The organism is Deinococcus deserti VCD115 (genome assembly GCF_000020685.1).
Classification (GTDB): domain Bacteria; phylum Deinococcota; class Deinococci; order Deinococcales; family Deinococcaceae; genus Deinococcus; species Deinococcus deserti.
This window is the reverse complement of record NC_012529.1, coordinates 225401-249389: the sequence shown is the minus strand read 5'-3', so window position 1 is coordinate 249389 and position 23989 is coordinate 225401. Positions and strand designations below refer to the sequence as shown.

The 23989-nt window shown below is 66.5% G+C and carries 19 protein-coding genes; 1 reads left to right on the top strand and 18 read right to left on the bottom strand.

Annotated elements, in window-relative coordinates; all coding sequences use genetic code 11:
• Positions 1 to 23: 23 nt before the first annotated feature.
• Together DEIDE_RS15740 and DEIDE_RS15735 are read right to left on the bottom strand one after the other, a co-directional pair.
• Positions 24 to 260 (bottom strand): hypothetical protein, encoded by a 237-nt coding sequence (locus DEIDE_RS15740; protein WP_162485706.1) that lies wholly within the window; start codon positions 258 to 260, stop codon positions 24 to 26.
• A gap of 468 nt (positions 261 to 728) precedes the next feature.
• Complete coding sequence (locus DEIDE_RS15735; protein ID WP_041227890.1) at positions 729 to 1007, bottom strand: hypothetical protein; 279 nt, start codon at positions 1005 to 1007, stop codon at positions 729 to 731.
• A 282-nt stretch (positions 1008 to 1289) separates the two neighbouring features.
• Between DEIDE_RS15735 and DEIDE_RS15730 the strand changes: the two genes are divergently transcribed.
• Positions 1290 to 2228, top strand: coding sequence for a C39 family peptidase (locus DEIDE_RS15730; protein WP_012695316.1), 939 nt, complete (start codon positions 1290 to 1292; stop codon positions 2226 to 2228).
• Positions 2229 to 2572: 344 nt separating this feature from the next.
• On the opposite strand, the gene DEIDE_RS15725 is transcribed toward DEIDE_RS15730, so the two are convergent.
• The 16 genes from DEIDE_RS15725 to cbiD form a co-directional block, all read right to left on the bottom strand.
• On the bottom strand, positions 2573 to 3835 hold the full coding sequence (locus tag DEIDE_RS15725) for an ABC transporter substrate-binding protein (protein WP_012695315.1): 1263 nt from the start codon (positions 3833 to 3835) through the stop codon (positions 2573 to 2575).
• Between the two features lie 179 nt (positions 3836 to 4014).
• Positions 4015 to 5721, bottom strand: a complete 1707-nt coding sequence (locus tag DEIDE_RS15720; RefSeq protein WP_012695314.1) for a glycoside hydrolase family 13 protein — start codon at positions 5719 to 5721, stop codon at positions 4015 to 4017.
• A gap of 80 nt (positions 5722 to 5801) precedes the next feature.
• The gene (locus DEIDE_RS15715; RefSeq protein WP_012695313.1) at positions 5802 to 6809 is read right to left on the bottom strand and encodes a substrate-binding domain-containing protein; all 1008 of its coding nucleotides are present in this window, start codon (positions 6807 to 6809) and stop codon (positions 5802 to 5804) included.
• Between the two features lie 168 nt (positions 6810 to 6977).
• On the bottom strand, positions 6978 to 7982 hold the full coding sequence (locus DEIDE_RS15710; protein ID WP_012695312.1) for a pyridoxal phosphate-dependent aminotransferase: 1005 nt from the start codon (positions 7980 to 7982) through the stop codon (positions 6978 to 6980).
• A 61-nt stretch (positions 7983 to 8043) separates the two neighbouring features.
• A complete protein-coding gene (gene cbiB / locus DEIDE_RS15705; protein WP_012695311.1) occupies positions 8044 to 8940 on the bottom strand; it encodes an adenosylcobinamide-phosphate synthase CbiB in 897 nt (298 codons plus the stop codon).
• Positions 8937 to 10289 (bottom strand): cobyrinic acid a,c-diamide synthase CobB, encoded by a 1353-nt coding sequence (locus DEIDE_RS15700; protein ID WP_012695310.1) that lies wholly within the window; start codon positions 10287 to 10289, stop codon positions 8937 to 8939. Before DEIDE_RS15700 ends, cbiB begins: the two co-directional genes overlap by 4 nt.
• A complete protein-coding gene (locus tag DEIDE_RS15695) occupies positions 10286 to 12055 on the bottom strand; it encodes a VWA domain-containing protein (protein WP_012695309.1) in 1770 nt (589 codons plus the stop codon). Before DEIDE_RS15695 ends, DEIDE_RS15700 begins: the two co-directional genes overlap by 4 nt.
• Complete coding sequence (locus DEIDE_RS15690) at positions 12052 to 16377, bottom strand: cobaltochelatase subunit CobN (RefSeq protein ID WP_012695308.1); 4326 nt, start codon at positions 16375 to 16377, stop codon at positions 12052 to 12054. The genes DEIDE_RS15695 and DEIDE_RS15690 overlap by 4 nt, the downstream gene beginning before the upstream one ends.
• 85 nt (positions 16378 to 16462) lie before the next feature.
• Positions 16463 to 17086: a 5,6-dimethylbenzimidazole synthase gene (bluB, locus tag DEIDE_RS15685; RefSeq protein ID WP_012695307.1), complete on the bottom strand. Its 624-nt coding sequence runs from the start codon at positions 17084 to 17086 to the stop codon at positions 16463 to 16465.
• The gene (locus tag DEIDE_RS15680; RefSeq protein ID WP_012695306.1) at positions 17083 to 17766 is read right to left on the bottom strand and encodes a HoxN/HupN/NixA family nickel/cobalt transporter; all 684 of its coding nucleotides are present in this window, start codon (positions 17764 to 17766) and stop codon (positions 17083 to 17085) included. The genes bluB and DEIDE_RS15680 overlap by 4 nt, the downstream gene beginning before the upstream one ends.
• Before the next feature lie 27 nt (positions 17767 to 17793).
• On the bottom strand, positions 17794 to 18885 hold the full coding sequence (locus DEIDE_RS15675; RefSeq protein WP_012695305.1) for a CobW family GTP-binding protein: 1092 nt from the start codon (positions 18883 to 18885) through the stop codon (positions 17794 to 17796).
• Between the two features lie 27 nt (positions 18886 to 18912).
• Positions 18913 to 20580 carry a precorrin-3B C(17)-methyltransferase gene (gene cobJ, locus DEIDE_RS15670; RefSeq protein ID WP_012695304.1) on the bottom strand — a complete coding sequence of 556 codons (1668 nt, stop codon included), beginning with the start codon at positions 20578 to 20580 and terminating at the stop codon, positions 18913 to 18915.
• Positions 20577 to 21344, bottom strand: coding sequence for a cobalamin biosynthesis protein (locus DEIDE_RS15665; protein WP_012695303.1), 768 nt, complete (start codon positions 21342 to 21344; stop codon positions 20577 to 20579). The genes cobJ and DEIDE_RS15665 overlap by 4 nt, the downstream gene beginning before the upstream one ends.
• Entirely contained in the window at positions 21341 to 22117 is a 777-nt protein-coding gene (gene cobM / locus DEIDE_RS15660; protein ID WP_012695302.1) for a precorrin-4 C(11)-methyltransferase, read from the bottom strand. Before cobM ends, DEIDE_RS15665 begins: the two co-directional genes overlap by 4 nt.
• Positions 22114 to 22839, bottom strand: a complete 726-nt coding sequence (gene cobI / locus DEIDE_RS15655) for a precorrin-2 C(20)-methyltransferase (protein WP_012695301.1) — start codon at positions 22837 to 22839, stop codon at positions 22114 to 22116. Before cobI ends, cobM begins: the two co-directional genes overlap by 4 nt.
• Entirely contained in the window at positions 22836 to 23981 is a 1146-nt protein-coding gene (gene cbiD / locus DEIDE_RS15650) for a cobalt-precorrin-5B (C(1))-methyltransferase CbiD (RefSeq protein WP_012695300.1), read from the bottom strand. The genes cobI and cbiD overlap by 4 nt, the downstream gene beginning before the upstream one ends.
• Positions 23982 to 23989 lie beyond the last annotated feature (8 nt).

Sequence of the window (23989 nt, the reverse complement as noted above, 5' to 3'; positions counted from 1 at the left end):
CTTGTCTGATGGTCCAGGAGCACTCATGCGTCCACCCCGGCGAATCCGTCCAGAATGCGGGTTTTATGGTGCGCGGCGTGAAGGAAGCCTGTGAGCTGAACGTGCTTATCGGGAGCGGGGGCGCGGCTGTTTCTGCACCCTACGCCAGCACGTACCACGGGCATGCAGAACGGAACGGAAAAAGCGTACATGGGACCGCTGCTCAACGGGACGATCTGGGCTTCCTGCCGGTACGCGTTCACTGCCGTACGGTTGGTCAAGGTCACGAATGTATGGTTCGGTCTTGCGTTGTACGGCCACATGATCTGACCATTATGGACCATGATTTCTGGCCCGCTTGGGACCGTAATTTCGGGAGGATATCTTCCGGGTCGTGCCTTAGCACAACTATGGTCAGGACCAGTGCGCGGGGGGGTCAATGAAAAAGCGACCCGAAGGCCGCCTTTGATGCTGGTCATTATAGCGCGCTATGCGCAGAGCATTGCAAGTATGCAGCGGGTCTACGTTGCGGCGCCTGTCTACCAAAGCAGGGTCCGGATTTCATCCAGGTATCGACGACACGAAACAGATGCACTTTCAGACGACGGACCGCTTCGGGATTCCAACCCTGATCTACCACCTCCTCGGGTTCTCGGGCTGAGACACAGTGGTGGTGCCTCAGCTGCTCGCTGGGCTCTATACGGCCTAGGTTCAAACCACTTGTTGCCAGCCTGGGCCCCAGGCCGTTTTCAAGAGCGCACCATCATAAGTAAGGAACGGGCTTGCAGCATGAGCGCGACAGTGCAGAAGAACGCGTTTCCCAGTGCCATGCGGTAATCCCCTCGTCGCCACAGCACAAAGGTCCGGTCGGTCGCATAGAGCACCATAAGGATCATTGAGATCAAGCTGAGCTCAACCTGATACGCCTCCAGATGCGTTCCAGACAGCTGATAGACCAGAACCACCAGTAGCAACGCCCCCAAGAGCCATGCGCCGCTCTTCCAGTTCCATTCCCGCACGGGGTTCATAGGATCATGGTACCCCTGCCATACAGGTCGTGCCGTCCCATATCAAGCAAGTGTGGACAACAGGGATAATTCATCTCACTACCTGGACGCGGTGGACAGCACTTGGTGATCTTCAGCCACCTCAAATCGGTGTCAATTTATAGCGTGCCCTATAAAACGCCGGTGCATCATGCGCGTCGAACGCAGAACCTGGTTGGCAGGTCCTTTTATGGGTGAAATGTTTCGCAAGAGATCGCAATACAAGCAGCACCTTAGGAAGAGCAACCCCGAGGAAAATGACGCATGCCCCTTCGCTGGATGCTGCTGTTGTGGTGCGGGTGGAGCGCCGCGTCTGCTCAACCGGTCAGTGTGACGCTCAAAAATATTCGTCATGAGTTTCAGGCCCTGAACAATTGTGCACCCGTAACGGCAATCACGCTCCTTGGGTACTACGGCACCCAGGTGACGCAGGCTCAGGCGGCGAACGCCATGAAGGATTACCCCGGCGATCCGCAGGTGACGAGCCTGGAACTCGCCGGATACCTGGGCCGGGCTGGCCTTCGTAGCGTGATCCGGTATGCCGGCGACGCTGAACTGGTCCGTGCCCTGGTCGCCCGTGGTTTTCCGGTCGTGCTGCAACAACGTCTGCAAACCGGCAGCAATGTGGCTCACTTCCGCACGGTCTACGGCTACAGCAAAGGACAGTTTCTGATCAGTGATCCCTTGCTTGGCCCCTCGCTGCGCCTGAGCACTGCGCAGCTGATGGCCCTGTGGCAGTACTACAACGGCGAGTATCTGGTGGCTTACCCGCCTGCCCGGGAAGCGGAAGTGCGTCAGATTCTGGGCGCTGATTTCAGCGCAGCCGCAAACTGGCAGCACCTCAGGCAGCATGGCGAGCAGGACGTCAAAGCCCGGCCAAATGACCCTTATGCCTGGTGGGGACTGGCCAAGGCTCAGCTCCGGTTGGGCGACGTTCGGGCCGCCACCGAGTCCTTCGACCGCGCGGTTCGTCTGGGTGTGCCCACGGTGTACTTCCTGTACCGTCAGGAAGCCTTTGAAGCCTGGACCCAGGCAGGGCAGCACCAGAAGACGGTGGACGTCACCCAGCGGGCGCTGCGGGCTTACCCGAACAGCAAGGAACTGACCGGGTTTTACGATCTGGCCAGTGCTGCTCTGCGCAAAGCAACGGTCCCTCGTTCCACTACAGGAGTGAATGGCTGGCACCCCATTTCAAGCGACTGACCAGCCGCGACATCCTGCGCGAAGGTCATCATCAGGACGGATCTTCGGCATAGGAACTGGACCGAGACTGCGTGACAAGGCATATTCGAAAGCACCGCGGTGGTGAGTAAGCCTGTCAGTGGGACGTCCTGAAGCCACTCTCGCGCCGTGCGCCGCCATTGAGGTCCAGCGGCCCGATGCCCTCCTCAAGTCCTGTAGGCGCAACCACACTTCCCACTGGTGGTCCAGGGCACACAGTGCGTCCGGTGCTGCCTTACCCTTGCTGCACACAGATGGAGAACGCGCGATACACGGGCGTTCCCCAAAATCTTCAAGTCCGAGCCCAATACCTGTGTCGTGCGGGCTTACCAGCCCCGGCCCTTGATCCGAGAAAGCTCAGTCGAGAGCTGGGCAACGGCTGCCTGACCAGTGGCCTTGCGGTTGAGCACACTGCTCGCAGCGTTGGCGAACGCTTGTGAGACCTGATTGTACTTGCCCTTGGTCGGGCCGGACGGACGCGCGACCGCGTTCGTAAACACGCTGATCAGGCTGCTGTAGAAGGGATTGACCTTCAGGACCTGGGGGTCCTTGTACAGCGCCTGCACGGTGGGATTGAAAGAAGCTCCCGGTGCGGTTGCGCGAATCTTCTGCTCCTCAGGGCTGGTGAGGTAGCGGATCAGGTCAATGGCTGCGGCCTGGTTTTTGGAGTAGGTGTTGACCGCAAGGTTCCAGCCACCCAGGGTCGCAGCTGGCTTGCCGCCGGGTCCAGCGGGGAGGGCGGCCACGCCGATCTTGCCTTTGACGCGCGAGTCCTCACTCTGACCCAAAGCCCAGGCGTAGGGCCAGTTGCGCATGAAGGCGGCGTTTCCTGACTGGAAGGTGCCGCGGGACTGTTCCTCGTCGTACGCGATGACCCCGGCGGGGGTAATGTCACGAATCCAGCTTGCCGCCGTGTCGAGCGCCTGGGCAGCTTTGGGGTTGTTGATGGTGATTTTCCCGGAGTCATCCACGATGGTCCCGCCGCCGAAGGACGCGACCCACTCCAGCGCGTCGCAGGTCAGGCTTTCGCCGTTCCGGCCCTGGAAGACGAATCCTGTGAAGGCCTTATTCGTCTTTCGTTCTCCTGCCTGGATCTTCTGTGCCATGGTCCTGAGTTCGGCCCAGGTCCTGGGCGGCGCCTTGTAGCCGTACTTCTTCAGCAGGTCCGTGCGGTAGTACAGGAGGCCTGCGTCCGTGAACCACGGGATGGCGACAAGCTTGCCGTTCACAGTGTTTGCATCCACGATGCCTTTGAAGTGCTGCTTGAGCTCGGAGGCAGGCACCTTCCCCTTCAGGTCCACAAGTTGATCGGCCAGCAGGCCTGGCCAGACGATGTCGATCAGGTAGACGTCGATGTCGGCACTCTTGGCGGCAAGCTGCTGCTGGATCAGGCCGAGGTGGTCCGTGGAATTGTTGGGACTTTCGAAAAACTTGGCTGTGTTGCCTGTCTTTTTGGCCCAGCGGTTCACGCCCTCCTTGCACAGGTCGTAACCGGTGCCAGCTCCGCAATCGATTGTTACCGTGGCGGCTCCAGCCTGGGCGGTGACAATAGCGGCGGTCAAACTCAGGACAGTCATCGGTCTTTTCATGGTTCCCTCCTTGGGGGTCAATCGCAACGGGCGGGGAGTGATCGGGTGGCCTAGCATCTGGTCTCTGCAGGAAAGCTGGTCAGGTGGCGAACGACGCGTGCGGGTGCAGAACGGCTGACGTTGGAGCGGCTGACCCTGGAACGCTCCTATGGGACAGGAACCGAGGGCCGCAGGGTGGGTCAGTTCAGGCCATCACCCCCGTGGAGGCAGGTGAGGTACACCCGCGCTTCGTAAGGGCGGAGGGTCAGGTGTTCTTCCGGCTGCTGCGGCGCCAGGTAATTGGCAAGCAGCAACTGTGTGGAGGGTGAGGGAAGCTCGCCTGGCCAGGGAAGCGTGACTGTGTCCAGGCTGAAGTTGAGAAGCACCAGCAGCTGTTGCTGCTCCGCCGTCCGGGTGTAGGCGTACACCTGAGGATGGTCCGGCAGGATCAGGTCGTAGCGGCCGGAGACGATCACCGGGTGTGTGCGGCGCAGCCGGATCAGCTCGCGGTAGTACCAGAAGATCGAGTCTGGGTCCTGCAACGCTGCTTCGACATTAATCTCGGTATGGCTCGGATTGACCCTGATCCAGGGCGTCCCCGTCGTGAAACCGGCGTTCGGCTGGGTATTCCACTGCATGGGAGTGCGGGCGTTGTCGCGGCCTTTGGCGTGGATCATGGCCAGGGTCTCGGCGGACGATTGGCCCTGCTGGTGCACCTGTTCGCGGTAGAAATTCAGCGTGTCGACGTCCCGGTAGTCCTCGATGCTGCTGAACTGAACGTTCGTCATGCCGATCTCGTCCCCCTGGTAGATGTAGGGGGTGCCTTGCAGGGTGTGCAGGAACGTGGCGAGGAGTTTGGCGGATTCCACCCGGTAGAGGCGGTCGTTGCCGAACCGGGAGACCAGGCGTGGCACGTCATGGTTGGAGAGGTACAGGCTGTTCCAGCCCTGACCATGCAGGGCGTCCTGCCAGCGGGAGGTGATGCGCTTCAGTTCGGCAAGACTCCAGGGCACCTTGCTCCACTTGGGGGTGGGATGACTGGGGTCACTGTCGAGCGCCATGTGCTCGAACTGAAAGATCATGCTCAGCACGCCTTCGGTCTCGTGCGTGTAGGTGACCCCGAGTTCAGGGCTGACTCCCGGTGCCTCCCCGACGGTGAGCACGTCGTACTTTGAGAGCACCCGCTCGTGCATCTCGCGCAGGTACTCCAGCAGTCGTGGACCATTGAGGAAGTGTTCTTCGGCCAGGACGTACCGCTCGCTGCCCCGCGCGGATGCCTCAGGAAAGCCCGGGGCTTTGGAGAGCATGTTGATGGTGTCCATCCGGAAGCCGTCCACGCCCTTGTCCAGCCAGAAAGTCATCATGTCGTAGACCTGCTCGCGAACGCGGGGGTTTTCCCAGTTGAGGTCGGGTTGCCGCTCGGAGAAGAGATGCAGGAAGTACTCCTCCGTCCCTGGGTCGTACTTCCAGGCAGAGCCGCCGAAGTGCGAGCCCCAGTTGTTCGGTGGTTCGCCCTCCTTTCCCGGATGCCAGATGTAGAAGTCCCGGAAGGGGTTGTCCTTTGATTTGCGTGCCTCGACGAACCAGGGGTGCTCGTCGCTGGTGTGGTTCACGACAAGGTCCATGATCAGCCGCATGCCACGTTGGTGCATCTCGGCAAGGAGTTCGTCGAAGTCTGCCATGGTGCCGAACTCGGCCATGATTGCGCGGTAGTCGCTGATGTCATAGCCGCCGTCGTCGTTGGGGGACTGGTAGACGGGGCACAGCCAGATGACATCTGCGCCGAGGGTTTGCAGGTAGTCCAGCTTCGCGGTGATACCACGTAAGTCGCCGATACCGTCGCCATCCGTGTCAAAAAACGAACGAGGGTAGATCTGATACACCACACTTTCTTTCCACCAGGCCATGCGGGTCGCTCCTTTGCTGAGTGACATCAGGGACTTTTGTCCCGTAAGCGCTTACAGGTTGAGACAAAAATAATCAGAACCTAGAGCCGGCGCACACTTTTCCGCTCTATGATCGTTGTTGGGAAAACCGCGTGTCCTTCCAGCTTTTTAATGTCCTGGATATGGTCAAGCAGCATGGTCGCGGCGCGCCGACCCATCCCATAGAGGGGCTGCCGTACGGTCGTCAGGGGAGGGATGCTCATCTCGGCAAGCGGGAGGTCGTCGAAACCCATCACGCTCAGATCCGAAGGAACCTGAATGCCCCGCGCGTAGGCTGCGGACATGACCCCCAGGGCCAGCTCGTCGCTGCTCGCGAAGATCGCGGTCAGGCCTTTTGCCTGATGCAGCAGGCGTGCACCGCCAGCCTGACCGTCCTTGAAAGCAAAGCCTTCCAGGCACAGCACGTGTTCAGGTACCACAACCAGGCCATGATCACGGTGCGCCTCATGGAAGCCTGTCAGGCGGCCATTCTGCTCTGGTGTCTCATGGGCCCCGCCGTAGAGCATCCCGATATGCTCGTGTCCCTGACCGATCAGGTAGGAAGTGGCAGCGTACGCGGCCTGATGGTCATTGCAGCGGATGGTCGGAATTTCAGGCTGAACACTCTCGCCCGAGAGGACGACGAGTGGAATGCGCACCTGCTGGACGAAGCTGGAGTACTCCTCACGCAAAACTTCACTGGCGAAGATAATTCCATCCACCCGCTTTTCCGCTAAAAGCTGGAGGTAACTCAAGGTGCGGTCGTGGCCGCCGCCCGTTTTGCAGACGATGACGCTGAATCCGCGCTCGTGGGCCGCATCCTCAATTCCGCTGAGGACCGTACCGGAGAACATGTCAGAGACGTTGGGAAAGAGGATCGCCAGGGTTTTGGTCTGCGCGTTCATCAGGCTGCGGGCGACTGCATTGGGTTTGTAGTTCAGTTCCTGCACAGCCTGGAGGACGGCAGCTTTGGTTTGCTCCGCGACCCAGTGCTGTCCGTTCAGGACCCGTGAAACCGTCGCCGTAGAGACCTTGGCTCTCTGGGCAACATCTTTGATCGTCGGTTCCATCGGTAAGGAGACTGTAAGCGCTTACAGGTGGCATGTCAAGCGAAACGGGTGCTCGTAACGAACGGTACGGTCAGAATTCCTGGCCCCTGGGCAATCTGCTCTGCGGGCATATGCACACCTGCGGGGTGAGAACCACCTCCCCAAAGGGCATGATCGGCACGTCAACGGTTACGTGCTGGCCATCACCACTGACAATGCGTTGAGCAGCATGTCGTTCTCAGTGGCGCTTCGGGTGCTGACCCGGATGCATCCTGGCAGGCCGAAGCTGCTGCAGTCGCGGACCCGGACCCCATGGTCGAGCAGGCTGGATGCAACGGCAGACCCCTGATTTACGTTGAGGGTCATGTACGGAGTGCCGTGGTGTTCCACCTGCCCCAGATGCCTCAGATCAGCCGCGAGTGTGGAGGCAAGGTCACGGACGCGCGGCAGTGTCTCCGACAGAAATGGCTGGGCCTCAGGCAGGGTGGCCAGCAACGCCGCTGTGCCGGCAGGAACGTGCCAGGCAGGTGCAAGGTTCTCAAGCTGCGCGACCACGTCCGGCGCTGCCAGCGCATATCCAGGCCGGGCGCCGACCAGCCCATGAGCTTTACCCGGAGAAATCAGGCGCACGACAGCGGCTCCCTGAATCCCGGCTTCATCCAGCAGGAAGGGGGCATAGGCCTCGTCGAGCAGCAGCAGGGCGCCGGCACCTGTGCACACGCCTGCCAGCATCTGAAGTTTTGCAGCGGACAGCCGCCGGCCGGTGGGGTTGTGGGGATGACCGACATACACCAGTCGCGTGCCTGGAGGCAGCACTGTGGGCAGCGTATCGACCACCCGCACGCTGGCCCGCTGCAGGGCGGCGGCGCGGGCAAGTTCGCCGAACGGGGCGTGCAGGCTCAGCAGCGTTCCCCCAGGCGGCAGAAAGGCGCGCACCAGCCGGTGCAGCAGGTCGGAGACGCCGACCGCCAGGGCGACGCACTCCGGCACCACGCCGTGCCAGGCGGCCAGGGTTTCTCTGACGGCCCGGTACGTCGGGTCGGGGTACTGCCCATGGTCTGCGCGCTGCACCGCTTCAAGCAGGATTGGGTTCGGGCCGAACGGATTGGTGTTGACACTGAAGTCGAGGCCAGCAAAGGACGCGGAAGTCGGCCCGCCGTGTGGAGCGCGCGGCAGCAGAGGCGGAAGGGTCACGGCTGGCCTCCCGCAAGCTGTGCGGAGCTGCTGGCGTATGTGCCATACAAGAAAACTCTGGTCATGCGCGGCTACGGCTCCCCACGGTGCGAGGTCCTGGCAGCAGCAGAACGACCACAGCCACGAACAGCGTCGTGCGGGCCAGCCCCAAGGCGTGTCGCACGTCCCCGGCGGTGGGTTCGCGGCCCCCAGGGTTCAGAACATAGACGCCGCGTTTGTCGAGCTGTACGTCCAGCACGCCCGCAAAGGCACTCATGGGATGCCCGGCGTTCGGGCTGCTGGTACGCCCGCGGTCGCGCACCCAGACCCCGAGCCCCCGGCCCCCCGAGGCCACCAGCGTGCACAGGGCCGTCAGGCGCGCGGGCGCTAGATTCAGCAGATCGTCGGCCCGCGCGGCCGTCTTGCCGGTCCACTCCAGTTCCGGTGTGCGGTACCCCCACATCGCGTCGGCGGTATTGCACAGGCGGTAGGTCGATGCCAGAGGCAGGCCGCCCACGCGGAAGGCCAGCAGAGGCGCCACGACACTGTCCGAAAGGTTCTCGGCGAGGCTTTCTATGGCCGCCCCAGCAACCTCGCTAGCACTCAGCTGTGAAGTGTCCCGGCTGACCAGATGCCACGCCAGCAGACGGCGCGCCTCACGCAGGTCGTCCCGGACCAGCGCGGCCCGCACCTCGGCCACGGCGTCAAACAGGGCCTTTCGTGCCAAGAGAGGTTTGAGCGCCGCGCCCTGCACCCACCACGGTCCCCGCGCGGCGAGCAGACCTGCCATTCCAGCCATGCCCGCGCCAAGCCCCCAGCTCACAGCGCCTTCTCGGAGCTGCCCAGCAGACGTCCGGGCGCGCCAGCCACGCCGCGCCCAGCTCAGGTAGTTGCCCATCCACACCACCGGGTGCCAGCGGGGGGGCGGTTCACCCAGGGCGTCCAGAGCCAGGGCCAGCAGCAGCGCCCGGCGGCTCATGAACTGGGCTCCGGTACGCCGGGCTCCGGCCTGCAGGCCATTACCAGTCGGCGGGCTGTTGCCGGGTCGGCGGCGTAATGGAGGTGCAGGTAGCTGGCCAGCACATTGCCATGGGCGTAGCCTTCGAGAACCTCGCTGCCGTCGTGGGCCGTCCAGCGATAGGCCGGGCGGGTGGGTTCGTGCATCAGTGCGCTGTAATGAAATTCGTGCCCACGCAGGGTCGAACCCCCAGGCGCCAGAGGCGTGGCGTGCAGGGCGGTGGCGTCGCGGTACCCTAGCGTCAGACGGCCCTGCATGCGGGTGCGGTAGGGAATGACCCCGCACTGTTCATGGGTCTGCCCTTCAAGGTCCTGCAGCGACTCGGCGAGGTACATCAACCCTCCGCACTCGCCGACCACCGGCCGTCCGGACGCTGCAAAATCCCGGACGCTCTGGCGCATGGATACGTTCGCCGAGAGCTGCGCCGCGTGAGCCTCCGGGTAGCCGCCGCCCAGCAGCAGGCCGCCGATGCCGGCGGGCAGTTCCGGGTCGCGCAGTGGACTGAACGGCACCAGCTCTGCACCGGCCACCCGGAGTTCATCCAGGGCGTCGGGGTAGTAGAAATGAAAGGCCTCGTCAATGGCATACCCAATTCGCGCCACCGGCTGTGCAGGAGCCTGAACCTGGGCTGCAGGCAAGGGCGGCACCTGCGCGGCGCTCAAGATGTCGTCCAGTCGGAGGTGCCGGGCGGCGTTCAGGGCCGCCGCCTCGTCCCAGCTGGCCTGTTCGGCGCTGAGCAGCCCGAGGTGCCGTGAAGGCAGATGCAGCGCCTCGTCCCGCGTCACGAAGCCCAGCACCGGCAGGTTCACCTGGGCCAGGGCCGCTTCACACAGCTCGGCGTGACGTTCGCTGCCCACCCGGTTGAGGATCACGCCGGCAACGTGAACCCCGGTCCCGAAGTCCCGCAGGCCAGCGGCGATCGCCGCGACGGTCCGGGCCATGCCGCCGGCGTCGATCACCAGAATCACGGGAGTGCTCAGCAACCGCGCCAGATCAGCGGTGGAATGCTCGTCACTCAGCGGACTGCGGCCGTCATACAGGCCCATGACGCCCTCCAGCACGCTGACGTCGGCCTGCGCGGCCGCCCGGGCGAACAGCTCGCTCAGCCTGGAAGGCGGCAGCAGGAACGAGTCGAGGTTGCGGGCCGCTCTGCCGGCCGCGCGGCTCAGGTGGGTGGGGTCCAGGTAATCAGGGCCCAGCTTGAACGGCTGCACCCGCAGGCCCCGGTGCCTGAGGGCCAGGCACAGAAGCGACGCGACGGTGGTTTTGCCGCTGCCGGAATGAGGCGCGGCCAGCACAATGCGTTTCACGGGGCCCCCACTGGTGTGGGCCAGAGTGGCTGCACGCGCGCGCCCAGCACTTCAGCCAGGGCCCCGGCGCGGCCCAGCCGCACATGCCCGGCTTCGGTGTCCACCACCAGCGCCGGAACACCACCCAGGGCGCGGGCGGCTTCCAGCGCGTCGGCCCAGGCGTCACCCGACGGTGAGAGCGCCACGTTGGCCCGGCCATCGGTGAACAGCACCAGTTCGGCGCCGGGTTCGGTGGCCAGAACCTCGCGCGCCAGGACCAGCGCGTGGGCCAGCGGAGTGCGGCCTCCGGTCGGGGCTGCCGTGATTGCCGCCTCGGCCAGCGTGGCGTCGGCAGTCCATTCAAGCGCCCGTACCGCTCCCGTCGCACGGAAGGTGATCAGGGCCACCCGGTCACGCCGCGCCTGCTGCTCCAGCACCGCCAGCATGGCGCCTTTGACCGCGCCCATGCGGCCCTGCGCGCCCATGCTGCCGCTGGTGTCAGCGACAAACAGCACCCGCCGGCCTCCGCGCTTCTCGTGAACCGGTGTGTGGAAATCGGCGCGGGACAGCTCAAACGGCTTTCCGCCGCTGCGTAGCAGGGCAGCGCGAAGGGTGTCAGGCAGGGCCAGGCGGCTGGTCTGCGAATCAGGCGCAGCTCTCACCACCCGCCCCTGGGCCGCACCACCCGGATGCCGGCCTGGGGCTGGAAGGGCAGCCAGACGTACCGGAGCACTTCCGGGTGTGGGCGGCAGGACGTCTTCCGGTGTTTCTGGAGCTTCCTGCAAGTTTGAGGATTCCTGGGTATCTGGGGCGGAGTGTTGGTCGCTGCTCTCGTCCGACTCGGGCTCCGGCGGCTCGCTGTGGGTGGAGGGAGGTTCAGGCGGTGGTGGCCGGGACGGGGGCGGCGGCAGCGGTGCCAGGCGGGGGTCTCGGCGGTGAACCAGAACCAGCGGAGCAACCTGATGAAGATCATCTTCGTGGACCTGAGCGCGTCCCTCCAGCGCGGCCAGGGCCCTCGCAGCGCGGTGCAAAACCAGATCGGCACGCAGGCTCCGTACACCAGAGTCGGCACTGAGGGTGGCGATCGCCGTGAGCAGGGCGTCCGGCAGGGTGACTCCCGGCAGCCGCTGCCGGGCTGCGTGCAGCCGCTCACGCAGGGCGGTCTCCTGCGGGTGCCAGGTGGCCTGAAAACCGTCCGGGTCCGTCTCGAAAGCCATGCGCCTGCGCATGATGTCCGCGCGCTGCGCCGCTTCCCGTGGGGCCTGGACATCCACGCACAGGCCGAAGCGGTCCAGAAACTGAGGCCGCAGCGCTCCCTCTTCGGGATTCATGCTGCCCACCAGGGCAAAGCGGGCGGGCTGCTCGACGCTCAGGCCGTCGCGCTGCACCCGGTGAACGCCCATGGCCGCGGCGTCCAGCAGGACGTCGACCAGATGGTCGGGAAGCAGGTTGACCTCATCGATATACAGCACGCCGCCGTGGGCTGCGGCGATCAGGCCGCCCCTGAGCCGGGCCTCACCGCGCAGTGCGGCGTCCAGGTCCAGGCTGCCCACCACCCGGTCCTCACTGGCGCCCAGGGGCAGGTTGACAAACGGCGCCGCCTCGCCGTCCTGACGTGCGGGCAGCAACGACGCCAGGCCGCGCGCGGCAGTGCTTTTCGCTGCGCCGCGGTCGCCCCGGATCAGGACGCCACCGAGTTCCGGAGCCACCGCCAGCAGCGAGAGCGCCAGCAGCAGTTCGGGCTGATGCGCCACCGCACTCAGCGGGTACTGAATCTGTGGGCTCATCCGCTCACCCGCGCTGTTTCGCCGCGGTCTTCCAGCAGACCTTCACTTTCCACCAGCAGGCCCTGCAGGGCTGCCAGCGTCGTGGGCTCCGGCGACCACAGCCCGCGTCCCTCAGCTTCCAGCAGCCGGGTGGCGATGGCGTTCAGCGCCCAGGGGTTGCTGTCGCGCAAAAAGGCCTGATTGACCGGATCGAGCGCGTAGGCCTGCGCGATGCCCTCGTACATGAAATCGTGCGCAATCCCGGCGGTGGCGTCGAAGCCGAACAGGTAGTCCACGGTGGCCGTCTGCTCCAGCCCTCCCTTGTACCCATGCTGCCGGATGCCGTCGAGCCATTTGGGATTCACCACCCGTGAGCGGTACACCCGCAGCGATTCTTCCTTCAGGTCACGCACGCGGGCCCGCTCGGGGTTGGCGCTGTCGCCGAAGTAGCCGCGCGGCTGCGCGCCGCTGAGGTGGCGCACCGAAGCGATCATGCCGCCGAAGAACTGCAGGTAGTCGTCGCTGTCGAAGATGTCGTGCTCGCGGTTGTCCTGATTGTGCAGCACCAGCTGCGTCTGCGAGAGGCGCGCCCGGAAGTCCTCGCGGGCGTCAGTGCCCTGCTCGGCGGCCGTGTAGGCGTAGCCGCCCCAGTTGACGAACACCTGCGCGAAGTCCTCCTCTCCCTGCCAGTTGCCTTCATGAATCAGGTCGAGGATGCCGGCCCCGTACGTGCCCGGCGCGCTGCCAAACACCCGGTAGGCCGCGCGGGCTTCGGCCTCCTCCGGCGGCAGGTCCTGCAGGCGGCCTTCCAGGTCAGCCAGGAAGTGCTTGCGCGGATAGTTCTGCTCCGGGTCCTCGTCGGCGTGCATAGCGAGTGCAAAGGCTTCGTCCAGCCGTGAGATCAGGTGCGGAAAGGCGTCACGGAAAAAGCCGCTGATCCGCACGGTCACGTCGATGCGCGGCCGGCCCAGCTCGGAAAGCGGAATCAGCTCCACCCCGTCCAGGCGGCGGCTCTGCGGGTGCCATACCGGGCGCACGCCCAGCAGCGCGAAAATCTCGGCGATGTCGTCGCCCTGGGTGCGCATGTTGCTGGTGCCCCACACGCTGATCGCCACGTGCTCGGGGTAGGCGCCGGTTTCACGCTGATGGCGTGACAGCACCTCGCGCGCCAGCTGGCTGCCGACGGTCCAGGCCGCCTGCGACGGCAGGGCCCGCGGGTCCACCGCATAGAAGTTGCGACCGGTCGGCAGGATATGCGCCTGCCCCCGCGACGGAGCGCCGCTCGGTCCCGCCGGTACGTAACGCCCGGAAAGTCCGGCAAGCAGGTACGTGATCTCGGCGGTGGTAGCGTCCAGGTTGGGTTTGAGAGCCTCGCAGACGTACTTCAGGGTCAGGGGCAGGGGGCCGTAGTCGTCCCGTTCCCCCAGGGTGTGGGCCAGCACGTCCCCGGTCGCCTGCGGGTCGAAGTTGTGGTCAGCCAGCGCCTGGTACAGGTGCAGGGCAAGTTCGTCCAGGACTTCCAGCGCGTCACCGTGGGTCTGGACCGGCCGGCCAGCCAGTGAATCCAGAACCGCCGGAGCATCGAAGCGCTCGCCAGGGGTGTCCAGCAGACGGTTCAGGTCGAGCCCCAGAACCTCGCACAGCCCGGCGTTCAGGCCCGGCACTTCCGCGTTGGACAGCCGGGTCAGCGCGCGCAACATTTCGGCCAGCGCCTCTCCCTGCGGTGGCAGGCCCAGGGTGTGCAGGCCGCCCCGGATCTGCGCCGCGCCCAGCTCGCACAGGTAGCCGTCGATGTCTTCAAGCAGGTGCGCCACGTCGGCACCGTTCATCTCGCTGAGGGTTACCGGCACGCCTTCTTCGGTGTAATCCTCGTCCCATTCGTGCACGTGGTCGCCATGATCGCGCCGCAGCATGCTGCCCAGGTCCGTGCCCAGGTCCGCCTGCTGCACCAGGTCCCAGATCTGGCCCTGCAACAGCGGCAGTTTGCTGGGGTCCAGGAGTTCCAGCTGGTAATACTCGTCGACCAGGGCGGCCAGTTCGGCCAGCGGACCGTAGGTGTCGGCCCGGGTCAGCGGGGGCGGCAGGTGGTCCAGGATCGTGGCGTGCGCGCGGCGTTTGGCCTGGGTGCCCTCGCCGGGGTCGTTGATCACGAAGGGGTAGAACAGCGGCAGGTCGCCCAGCACGGCGTCCGGAAAGCACTTCTCGCTGAGGCCCACACCCTTGCCCGGCAGCCATTCCAGGGTGCCGTGCTTGCCGACATGCACCATGGCGTCGGCGCCGAATCCTCCGGAGGCGGCAGGCTCTCGCAGCCAGCGGTACAGGGCGAAGTAGTGGTGGGTGGGCGGCAGGTCCGGCGTGTGGTAGATGGCGTCCGGGTCCATGCCGTAACCGCGCGGGGGCTGCAATGCCACGAAGACGTTTCCGAAGTGCAGCCCCGCCAGCGCCAGCGACCCATCATGCACGTAAGCTTCCCCGGGAGGCGCGCCCCACTGCTGACGCATGCGCCGCTGCATGGTGTCGGGCAGCTCCGCGAACCACTGCTCGTAGGTTGCCGCCGGAACCCGGGCGGCCGCCTGAGCCAGCTGCGATGGGGTCAGCAGGGTCGTGTCGTAACTGGTGCGCTCGATCAGGCGGTGCATCAGCTCATCGGACGTGGCAGGCAGGTCACCGACGGTGTAGCCGTCCCCCTTCAGGGCGCGCAGCACCAGCAGCAGCGAGGCTGCTGAATCCAGCCCCACCGCGTTCCCGACCTGCGAGGCCTTGGCGGTGCTGTTGGTGAACACGAAGGCAATTCTTTTGTCCACGTTGGGCTTGTGCCGCAGGGCCGCGAGCCGAACGGTGATGCCAGCCAGCCGGGCCGTGCGCTCCGGATCGGCCGCCAGCCGGCGGGCCGCACCGTCCTGCTCCTTGAAAGCAAACGGCACACCGATAATCCGCCCGTCGAATTCAGGGAGGGCCACGTTCATGGCGGTGTCCAGCGGGCTCAGGCCACGCGAGCTGGTCTCCCATGGTCCGCGCGCTCCACCGCTGGTCAGCCCCTGCACGACCGGCACGTTCAGGCGGGCGAGCGCCCCCACGTTCTCCCCGGCGGCCGTGATCTCGCCTGCCTGAACGTCAGCCATGGCAAACGACAGCGTGGAAATCACGGCGTCCACCTCACCACGCAGCAGCCCGAACGCTTTGGGGTCGCCGTGCGCGTCCACGTCCTTGAGGCTGGTGGTAAACACGGGCAGGGCGTCGGCCCCAGCTTCCTCGAATGCGCCCACCAGGGCGTCGATGAAGCCGGTGTTGCCGCTCAGGGCGTGGGCCCGGTAGAACAGCACGCCCACCGCCGGCCGGGCCGGGTCGCGGCGCTGATGCCAGTCCGCCAGCGTGGCGTTCTCAGGCAGCTCCGGGTGATAGACGCCGTGCTCCGGAAGGGCCAGGGGCGGGGCGGCGCCGTAAGCGGTCAGGCGCAGGGTGTCGGACAGTGAAAGCAGCAGTTCGCGGGTGTTCTGCCAGCCGCTGGCCGCGAGGTACGTCCGGGCGGTGTCCAGCGTGTGGGCTGGCGCGAGGCTCAGTGCGGCAAGTTCGGCGTCCGGCTCGCCGGTCCCACTGACCAACAGCAGCGCCTGACCGGCCTTGCGCGCGTGCGCCAGCAGCAGCTCGGCGCCCGGCACCGCGCTGAATTTGCCGTGAATACGGACCAGCACCACCTGCGCGCGCCCCACCTCGCCGGACAGCAGGGTGGCCATCTGGGCCTCGCTGCGCACGCCGCCGAGCGGGACGCCGGTGACCGGACCGAAATCGGCCGGCAGGGTTTCCTGGGCCGCACGCAGGTTCAGCAGGTCAGTATCCGCGTGGGTCAGGAACGCCACGCCTGACAGGGCGTCCGGTGGCTGGGAGACCGCCACGGCAGGATCGGTGCGTCCGGCCATAGGCAGGGCGCTGGCCGCGTCCCAGGTGTAGTAGTTGAAGGTGTATTCCAGCAGTTCCGGTGGAGGCGGCAGGAACCCGTCGGCCTCCAGCATGGCGCTGATGTAGTCGAAGATCGCCACGACCAGCCAGGCGTCGTTGACCGAGTGAAACCACACGTCGTGCCCGTCGAAGACCAGATGGGCCACGTTCGACAGCGCGCAGGGACCCAGACAGCCGGCCTTGGTCAGATGGACCTGATTGCGGATCTTGCGCCGGGTCCACTCGTCCTTATAGGTGTCCACGGGCGCAGCCACGTAGCCCTTGTCGGTGCGGCCACAGCAGCAGCCGTGAAAGCAGTAGCTCAGGTGCCCGCGCCGGCGCGCCACGTTGATGGTCCGGCCGTCGGCCCGCTGGACCCGCTGGCGGGAGGTGCCCGGGCGGGTCATGCGCGCTGGTTCCAGTGTGGTGAATTCATGGTCATGGTTTCATCCTTGTGGGTCTGCCTGAAACGCCGTTCCCGGCAGACGGGCGCTAGTCGCGCCATTCCACCGACAGAGGCCGGCTGCTGGCCCAACCTACGGTCTGCAGCAGAGGCTCTTTGAGCTCCAGGGCCGGGTGACCCAGGCACAGGTAAGCCAGGGGCCTCAGGTGGGCAGGAATGTCCAGTGCCGCGTGCAGGTCTCCCGGCTCCACCAGGCTGACCCAGCCCATGCCCAGGCCCTCGGCTGTGGCGGCCAGCCAGGCCAGGGTGATGGCGCTGACCACGCTGTACTCCAGCGCCGCCGGCAGGGAGGTGGTGCCCAGGGTGGCAGCTTCCGGCGGCACGAAGCTCACGACCAGACCGACTGGGGCCTCGCGGATGCCCTCAAGTTTCAGCGTGTCGTACAGGGCGCGTCTCTCTCCGCCGAACCGCTCCTGCTCGCGGGTACGGACGCCAGCGAAACTCTGGTAGGCCGCGTCGCGCAGCCCGGCGCTGCGCACCACGGTGACATGCCAGGGCTGGCTCAGGCCCACGCTGGGCGCCACGCGAAAGGCGTCGAGAACCCGTTCCAGCGCTTCGGTGGCCACCGGATCAGGCCGGAAATGCCGGTGGTCGCGCCGGGCATGCAGGACCCGCCACAGGGCTTCCCGGTCCGCTGCCCAGGGGTCGGTCATGCCACGCCCTGCTGCCGCGGAGTCAGGCGGCTCCACACCCGCAGGGCCAGGAGCATGACGAAGACGCCCATGCCCAGCGGCGCGGCCACTTCGCCCAGATCCACCTGAGTGAATCCGGCCAGGGCAAATGCCAGGGACAGCGCGACAACCATCCAGCCCATGACCCGGGAGGCCAGGGCGGCGCGAGCGGGGTCGGCGTTCCGGCCGCGTTGCAGCTGGGCGGCCAGCAGGCCGTCTACCCCGTCGGCCAGGGTCATGCCCAGCGTGAAGGTCAGGCCCAGCAGTAGCGGCGGCACGCTCTGGGCCATGGACAGGGCCGCGAGCTGAGAGCTCGTTTCCATGCTCACGGCCAGCAGCAGCCCCACCACGAACGGTCCCAGCGCCAGCAGGGAGCGGGCCGGGGCGTGGCTGTGAGGAGCCGGCCATACGAGCCGCCACAGGTTCAGCGCGGCCACACCCAAAAACAGGTACGGCGCGAGCCAGTCCAGGCCGAAATGGTCTCCCAGTCTGCTGGCGACCAGGGCCAGCACCGTGACGACCAGCCCGTGACCCAGTCCGAACAGCACGCCGGTCCAGCGGCTGGGACGCAGGCGCGCAAACCCGTCAATCGCCGCCAGGTGGTCGGCGTCCATACCGTGCCGCATGCCCAGCATGAATACCAGGGCCAGGGTGGCGATCATGAGCTCACCTGATGACGCTGCTTCATGTCAGGCCCACCGTTGAGGAAGGGCTTTTTGCAGGGCCTCGGTGACCTTCTTGCGGCTGATGTGATAGCCGATAAAGATCAGCTCGTTGGGCGCGCCGGCCCGGGCAGGAGCCGGGTCGGTCTCCACGCGCGAGCGTACGGCCTGCAACGCGTACCGGCCGCCGTCCGTTCCGTTGACGAATCCCTTGACGCGCAGCACCGGAAACACACGGGCCACGTTCTGCACGGTGCGCAGCAGCTCCGGAACGTTCTGAACCTCGTCACTCGTCAGGCGGAAGGACTGCCAGCCGGGATCATGCTCGTGAAAGTGTTGATGGGTGCTCAGGCTGTGCACGTGCGCGTCCAGGTCGCCGTGCGAATGACCGTCGAGGCTGGTGTGGTCGTGCAGCGGCACCGACAGGTCTCCGGGCGTGCCACTGACCGGCGCCTGATGGGCGGCGCTGCGCCTGGAACCGTGCAGGTTCAGGCCCAGGGTCAGCTGCGTGTCGAGCCTGGCGCCGTACGCCAGTTCCAGGAAGCGCACGCGCGGAGCCCGGTGGCGCACGTCAGCCTCGGCCTGCAGCAGCTGGGCGTCGTCCAGGCTGTCAATCTTGTTGAGAACCGCCACGTCGGCGTATTCCAGCTGCGCGTCGAACACCCGGGCGGCAGCCTCGTCAGTCTGTGTCTGGAAGGCTCCTTCCAGCAGCAGCGGCGTGTCGACCACCACCAGCGTGGCGTCCAGGGCGAAGTCGCCGGCAAATTCAGGCGTTTCCAGCGTGACCATGACGGCGGTAGGCACCGCCAGACCGCTGGTTTCGATCAGCACGTGATCGAAAGTGTGCCGCCGGGACTGCAGCGCCCGGAGCGTGCGGGCGAAGGCGTCACCTTCACCGCCGTAAGCCAGCAGTCCGCCGTGCACGTCGTGCAGCTCGACGCCCTGTTCACGGGTGTCCAGCAGCGGCGCGTCAATGCTGACCTCACCGAATTCGTTGACGATCACGGCCAGCGTGCGGTCATGCGTCTGGGAAAGCAGGTTGTTGAGCAACGTGGTTTTACCGCTGCCCAGAAAGCCGGTAACGATAGTGACAGGGGTTTTCAGATGTCCAGGGATCATGTTGAGCTCCAGTTCAGAAAAAAGCGATCAGAGTTGATTCACAGCCGCAAGAACATCGCGGGCGTCATGCATGGCGCCACTGACGGCCGGTGGGCGCTGCACGACGATCAGGGGCACGCCCAGGTCACGGGCGGCAGCCAGCTTCGCGGGAAAACCGCCTTCGTCGCCGCTGTCCTTGGTGACCACCGCGCCGATGTTCCAGGCCCGCCACTGCGCGGCATTGAACTCGCGGGTAAAGGGCCCCACCATGGCGCACAGGTTCGCCGGGTGAATGCCCAGGTCCAGGGCGCGTTCGATCACCTGAGGCTGCGGGGTCAGGCGCACGAAGACCTCGGCCCCGGGCGCGGCACGCATGAAGGTGTCCAGGTCCTTGCTGCCGGTGGCCAGGAACACCCGGCTGTAGGCAGAGGCGGCGCGGGCCGCGGCCTCGAAGTCCGGCACGAGGTGGATGCCGCTGCGGTCGTCCGGCAGGGCGCTGGGCCGCTCGTAGCGCAGGTAGGGCAGCCTCAACTCGGCGGCCAGCGTCTGCACCTGAGCAGTGATGGCCACAGCGTAGGGATGGGTGGCGTCCACCACGGCCCTGGCTCCGGTCAGAGCGCGCCGGCGGGCCTCCATGCCTCCGGGGCCGCTGTACAGGCTGAGATTCGGATGGCTGGGGGCCACGCGGGCTCCCAGATCCGAGGCGACACTCAGCACCACCTGCTCCCCGGCCTCGGCCAGCTGCACGGCCAGGGCGCTGCCGTCCCGGGTGCCGGCAAACACCCACACGGCGCCATTGGGAAGCGCGCTGGCCTCGGGTGCCCTGGCGCTGGCGTCAGGAGTCTCGGCGCCCGCCTGCCAGTCGTTGTACCCGCGCGGGGTGTACATCCAGCGTCCTTTGCGGGTGGTGAAGCGGTTGCCGATCACGATGGTGGTGAGCATGTCGAAACTCTGGTCCAGCAGCTCCCCCAGGGTGGTGACCCGCACTTCCTGGTCCTCGCGGTAGGCGTTGCGGACCACGCCGCAGACTGTGTCGGGGCCCTTGTGCTGCAGCATCAGCCGCAGGACCCGGTACACACCCTCCTGGCGGGTTTTGCTCTGGACGTTGTACAGCACGCACGCCAGATCAGCCTGCGCGATGTGGCGCGCGCGGTGCTCGATCCATTCCCAGGGGCACAGCAGATCCGAGAGGCTCAGGGTGGCAAAGTCGTGGGTCAGCGGCGAGCCCAGCAGAGACGCACACGCCGTGGCCGAGGTGATGCCCGGAATCACCTCGACCTCAAAGTCGGATTCCGGGCTGCCGGGTTCAACCGGAAGATCCTCGAACACCAGCCCCGCCATCGCATAAATGCCGATATCGCCCGAGCTGACCAGAGCCACCCGGTACCCTTCGCGGGCTTTCTGGATGGCCAGTTCCGCGCGGTATTTTTCCTGGGTCAGGGGCGGCGTCAGGATTTCCTGCGTGCCCAGCAGGGGCCGCACCCACTTCAGATAGAGGTCGTAGGCGACGATCACCTCGGCCTCCTGCAACGCCCGCCGGGCGCGTTCGGGCACCAGCTCCAGCGTTCCGGGACCCACCGAAACCAGGCTGAGTTTTCCGGTGCGTCCTGCCAGTGCAACGCTCTTCCCGAAGGCTCTGGGGCCAGGCTGCCCGGCAGTGAGGTGCTCTGCGGGGCTGCCTGCGGCTGCCCAGGTTTCTGTCATTTCTCCGTTCATGTTCTCCAGCTCCTGTCTTCCACCACAGCCACAGCCACACCGTTCAGGGCTGTTTTCGGCACGATCAGCTGTCCCCGGGGACTGGCCAGCAGGGCGCAGGGCTCACAGACGCCCGCAAGCCCCACGTTCTGCTGCACCCACTCGCTTGCCCGGGTGACGAAGGGACGCGCGGCAAGGTCCGCGCGGGCAAAGACCCGCAGCGGCAGCTCACGCCGTTCGCAGAAGGCGAGCAGCCCGGCCTCATCCGCCTTGAGATCCACCGTGGCGATCTCGCGCACGTCACTCAGCGGACGCGCGCCCAGGGCCTGCTGCACCGCCGACTCGATCTGCTCTGCGCTCACGTCCCGGCGGCAGCCGACACCCACGGTCAGGGGCTTTACGGCCTCGGTCGCGGTGGTCACCACCGGCACCGCACCGGTGAGGCGGGCCACCCGGTAGGCCAAGGCGTTGCCGCCCCCCTCATGACCGCCCAGCAGCGCCACCGCGAAGCGCGCCGCGTCGTCCAGCACGACCACCGCCGGGTCACTGTGCTTGCTGCGGGGCAGCCCGGCCAGAAACCGGACCGCGATGCCGGTGGCTCCGATCAGCACCCAGGAGCGGGCGCCATGAAAAGCTTGCGCAAAGGCTTCGCGCTGGACCTGCCCGGTGGCCCACGGCCGGTGCAACACGCCGCCCAAGGCCAGGGCCAGCCCGTCTGCCAGGGGCTCGGTTTCGGCCCGGACCGGCCAGATGCCCAGGCCTGCAGGGGCGGCGGGTGCGCTCACCCCTCTCCTTTCTGGGCGCGGCGGAAGCGGTGAGCGTAGGCCGGGTCGTACAGCCGGCTGACCTCCTGCAGTTCGGCCGGGTCATGCAGCGCCGGGCTGACCAGGAGCATGGTCGTCAGCGTCCAGTCACTGAGCTTCAGGCCGCCCAGCAGCGTGCCCAGCGTGGCGACGTGGCGGCGCTCCTCGGGTTGAGAGGCCCGCTGCACCAGGGCGGCGGGCGTTTCTGGCGGGTAGTGCCGCAGCAACTCGGCCACGTTCTGCTCCAGCTGATGCCCGCCCAGAAACACGCATAGGCTGGCCTGGTGGGCCGCCAGACTCGCCAGGTTCTCGGCGTCCGGCACCGGGCTCGCCCGGCCAGAGGCCCGGGTCAGGATGACAGTCTGCGTGACGCCCGGGCGGGTCAGTTCCGCGCCCAGGCTGGCGGCGCAGGCGGTAAAGCTGCTGACGCCCGGTACGACCTCATAGGCGATGCCCAGCTCGCGCAGCGCGCGCATCTGCTCGGCGGTGGCGCCGTAGATGGCCGGGTCGCCCGAATGCACGCGGGCGACGTCCAGCCCCTCGTGCTGGGCGCGGCGGTACAGGCTGATCTGCTCCTGGAGGTCCAGGCTGGCCGTGTTGAAGCGTTCGGCGTCCGGTGAGGCGTGTTCGAGCACGGCCTCTGGAACCAGGGAGCCGGCATACAGGATCACGCGGCACTGGCTGAGCAGCCGGGCGCCGCGCAGCGTGATCAGGTCGGCGGCGCCGGGGCCGGCACCAATAAAGTAGACCTTCAAGAAAACCTCCGGGGGGGGTGTTTGCGAATCAGCAGCACGCTCAGGTAGCCCAGCTTGCCGGCTTCGGGCCGCACGTTCAGGGAAGGCAGCACCACTTCGCCGTCCAGGCCCAGTCGGTGGGCCAGGGCGCAGTGCTCCAGGATGTTCATGTTCTGAAGGAGGTCCAGCACCCCGCTCAGGCGCCGCCCCACCTTCATCAGGACCACCACGTCGTTGTGCTCGATGTCCGCCGTCAGGGTGGACAGATCGTCGGGACAGGGCAGGATCAGCACGCGCTCCTTGCCCTCACCCAGCGAAAAACCAGTCAACGCTGCTGCCGTGGCGTAGCTGGTGATGCCCGGCAGGACCCGGCGCGGCAGTTCCGGTGCTTCGCGTTTCAGGGCAGCCACCAGATAACCCAGCGTGCTGTAGGTCATCGCGTCACCGATGGTCAGGTACGCGACGCTCTGGCCCTGCCCTCCCAGCGCTGCGATCTCGCGCGCCAGGGCCGTGTAGTGCTCCCCGATGCGCCGGTCGTCGCCGTCCATCAGGAATTCCACCTCGCGCACGCGCTGACGGGGAAAGTCCAGGCTGCGCAGGGCTTCTATGGCCACCGAGGTCTCTGACACCCGTGAGCGGGGGGCAAAGATGTGATCTACCCGCCGCAGAATGTCCAGCGACGCGACAGGCAGCAGCCCGGCGGGTCCCGGGCCTACACCCAGGCCGTAGAACATGCCGGTCATGCGCCGCCACCGGTGCGGGCCTCACCCAGAGGGGTGCCGTCCAGGGCGAACAGCGCCACCTGCACCCGTTCAGCCGCTGGCGCCCGGTTCTGGATCGTCCTGGCAATCTGCCGCGCCGTCTCAGACCACACGGCAGCGCCCTGCGGGTGGGGTGCCAGAAGCTCCACGCAGGCGTCGACCGTATTGGCCCCAGCCAGGGCGTCCACCATGGCAGGGTCCAGGTTCACCTCAGCGGCCACCCGCGCCAGGGCGTTCATGGCCATCCCGCTGTGGCTGCTGTGGGTGTTCCAGTCGCCGTTCAGAACCTTGGCCAGCTTGCCCGGATGCCCCGCGACCAGCAGCAGCGGCAGCGCGTAAGGCAGTTCGGTCAGCGCCTCCTGCAAAGCGTCCACTCCCGCGCCGACAAAGTTGCTGATCTGCACGATCTTCTCGCGCTGGATGCCCAGGGTCTGCTCGGCGTAATCCCGGCCCAGCTTGCCCGGCGTGAACACCACCGCCGCCGGGCGCGCATGGGCCGCCACCCGCACCTCGACTTCCACCGAAGCGGCGTAGGCTTCCAGGCTCATCGGCTCGACCACGCCGGTCGTACCCAGAATCGAAATGCCGCCCACGATACCCAGCCTCGGATTGAAGGTGCGCCGGGCGATTTTCTCTCCGTTCACGCAGCCCACCGTGACGGCGAAGGCCTCGTGCCCGGCAACTTCATGAGCGGCCCGGCGCATCATGTCGCGCGGCACCGGGTTGATGGCCGGCTCGCCCACCGGCACCCTGATGCCCGGGGCGGTCACGGTACCCACGCCCTCACCCGCGTGAAAGGTCATGGCGGTGGAGGGGCCGGCACCTGCCAGGGGAGTCACCCTCACCCAGAGGGCCGCGCCATGAGTCGCGTCCGGATCGTCGCCGCCGTCCTTGATGACCTCGCCGTAGGCCCCGGCATCCGTCAGCTCGACCCGCTGTACCGGAATCCGCAGGCCCAGGTCGCCGTCCGGCAGCGTGATCTCCACGGGGCTGGGGACCTCGCCCCGGTACAGCAGCGTCAGGGCTGCCTTCAGGGCCGCTGTGGCGGCGCTGCCGGTGGTAAAGCCGCGCCGCAGCCCGTTGGGCGCGGGCTGGCTCAGGTCAAGAAGTGGGCGGGCGGGCATGACGAACA

Coding starts and splice junctions, on each gene's coding strand:
- DEIDE_RS15730 (WP_012695316.1), top strand. CDS start 1,290: ATGCCCCTTCGCTGGATGCTGCTGTTGTGGTGCGGGTGGAGCGCCGCG.
- DEIDE_RS15720 (WP_012695314.1), bottom strand. CDS start 5,721: ATGGCCTGGTGGAAAGAAAGTGTGGTGTATCAGATCTACCCTCGTTCG.
- DEIDE_RS15695 (WP_012695309.1), bottom strand. CDS start 12,055: ATGAGCCCACAGATTCAGTACCCGCTGAGTGCGGTGGCGCATCAGCCC.
- DEIDE_RS15735 (WP_041227890.1), bottom strand. CDS start 1,007: ATGAACCCCGTGCGGGAATGGAACTGGAAGAGCGGCGCATGGCTCTTG.
- DEIDE_RS15725 (WP_012695315.1), bottom strand. CDS start 3,835: ATGAAAAGACCGATGACTGTCCTGAGTTTGACCGCCGCTATTGTCACC.
- cobI (WP_012695301.1), bottom strand. CDS start 22,839: ATGACCGGCATGTTCTACGGCCTGGGTGTAGGCCCGGGACCCGCCGGG.
- DEIDE_RS15690 (WP_012695308.1), bottom strand. CDS start 16,377: ATGACCCGCCCGGGCACCTCCCGCCAGCGGGTCCAGCGGGCCGACGGC.
- DEIDE_RS15680 (WP_012695306.1), bottom strand. CDS start 17,766: ATGATCGCCACCCTGGCCCTGGTATTCATGCTGGGCATGCGGCACGGT.
- DEIDE_RS15675 (WP_012695305.1), bottom strand. CDS start 18,885: ATGATCCCTGGACATCTGAAAACCCCTGTCACTATCGTTACCGGCTTT.
- cbiD (WP_012695300.1), bottom strand. CDS start 23,981: ATGCCCGCCCGCCCACTTCTTGACCTGAGCCAGCCCGCGCCCAACGGG.
- bluB (WP_012695307.1), bottom strand. CDS start 17,086: ATGACCGACCCCTGGGCAGCGGACCGGGAAGCCCTGTGGCGGGTCCTG.
- cbiB (WP_012695311.1), bottom strand. CDS start 8,940: ATGAGCCGCCGGGCGCTGCTGCTGGCCCTGGCTCTGGACGCCCTGGGT.
- cobJ (WP_012695304.1), bottom strand. CDS start 20,580: ATGAACGGAGAAATGACAGAAACCTGGGCAGCCGCAGGCAGCCCCGCA.
- DEIDE_RS15715 (WP_012695313.1), bottom strand. CDS start 6,809: ATGGAACCGACGATCAAAGATGTTGCCCAGAGAGCCAAGGTCTCTACG.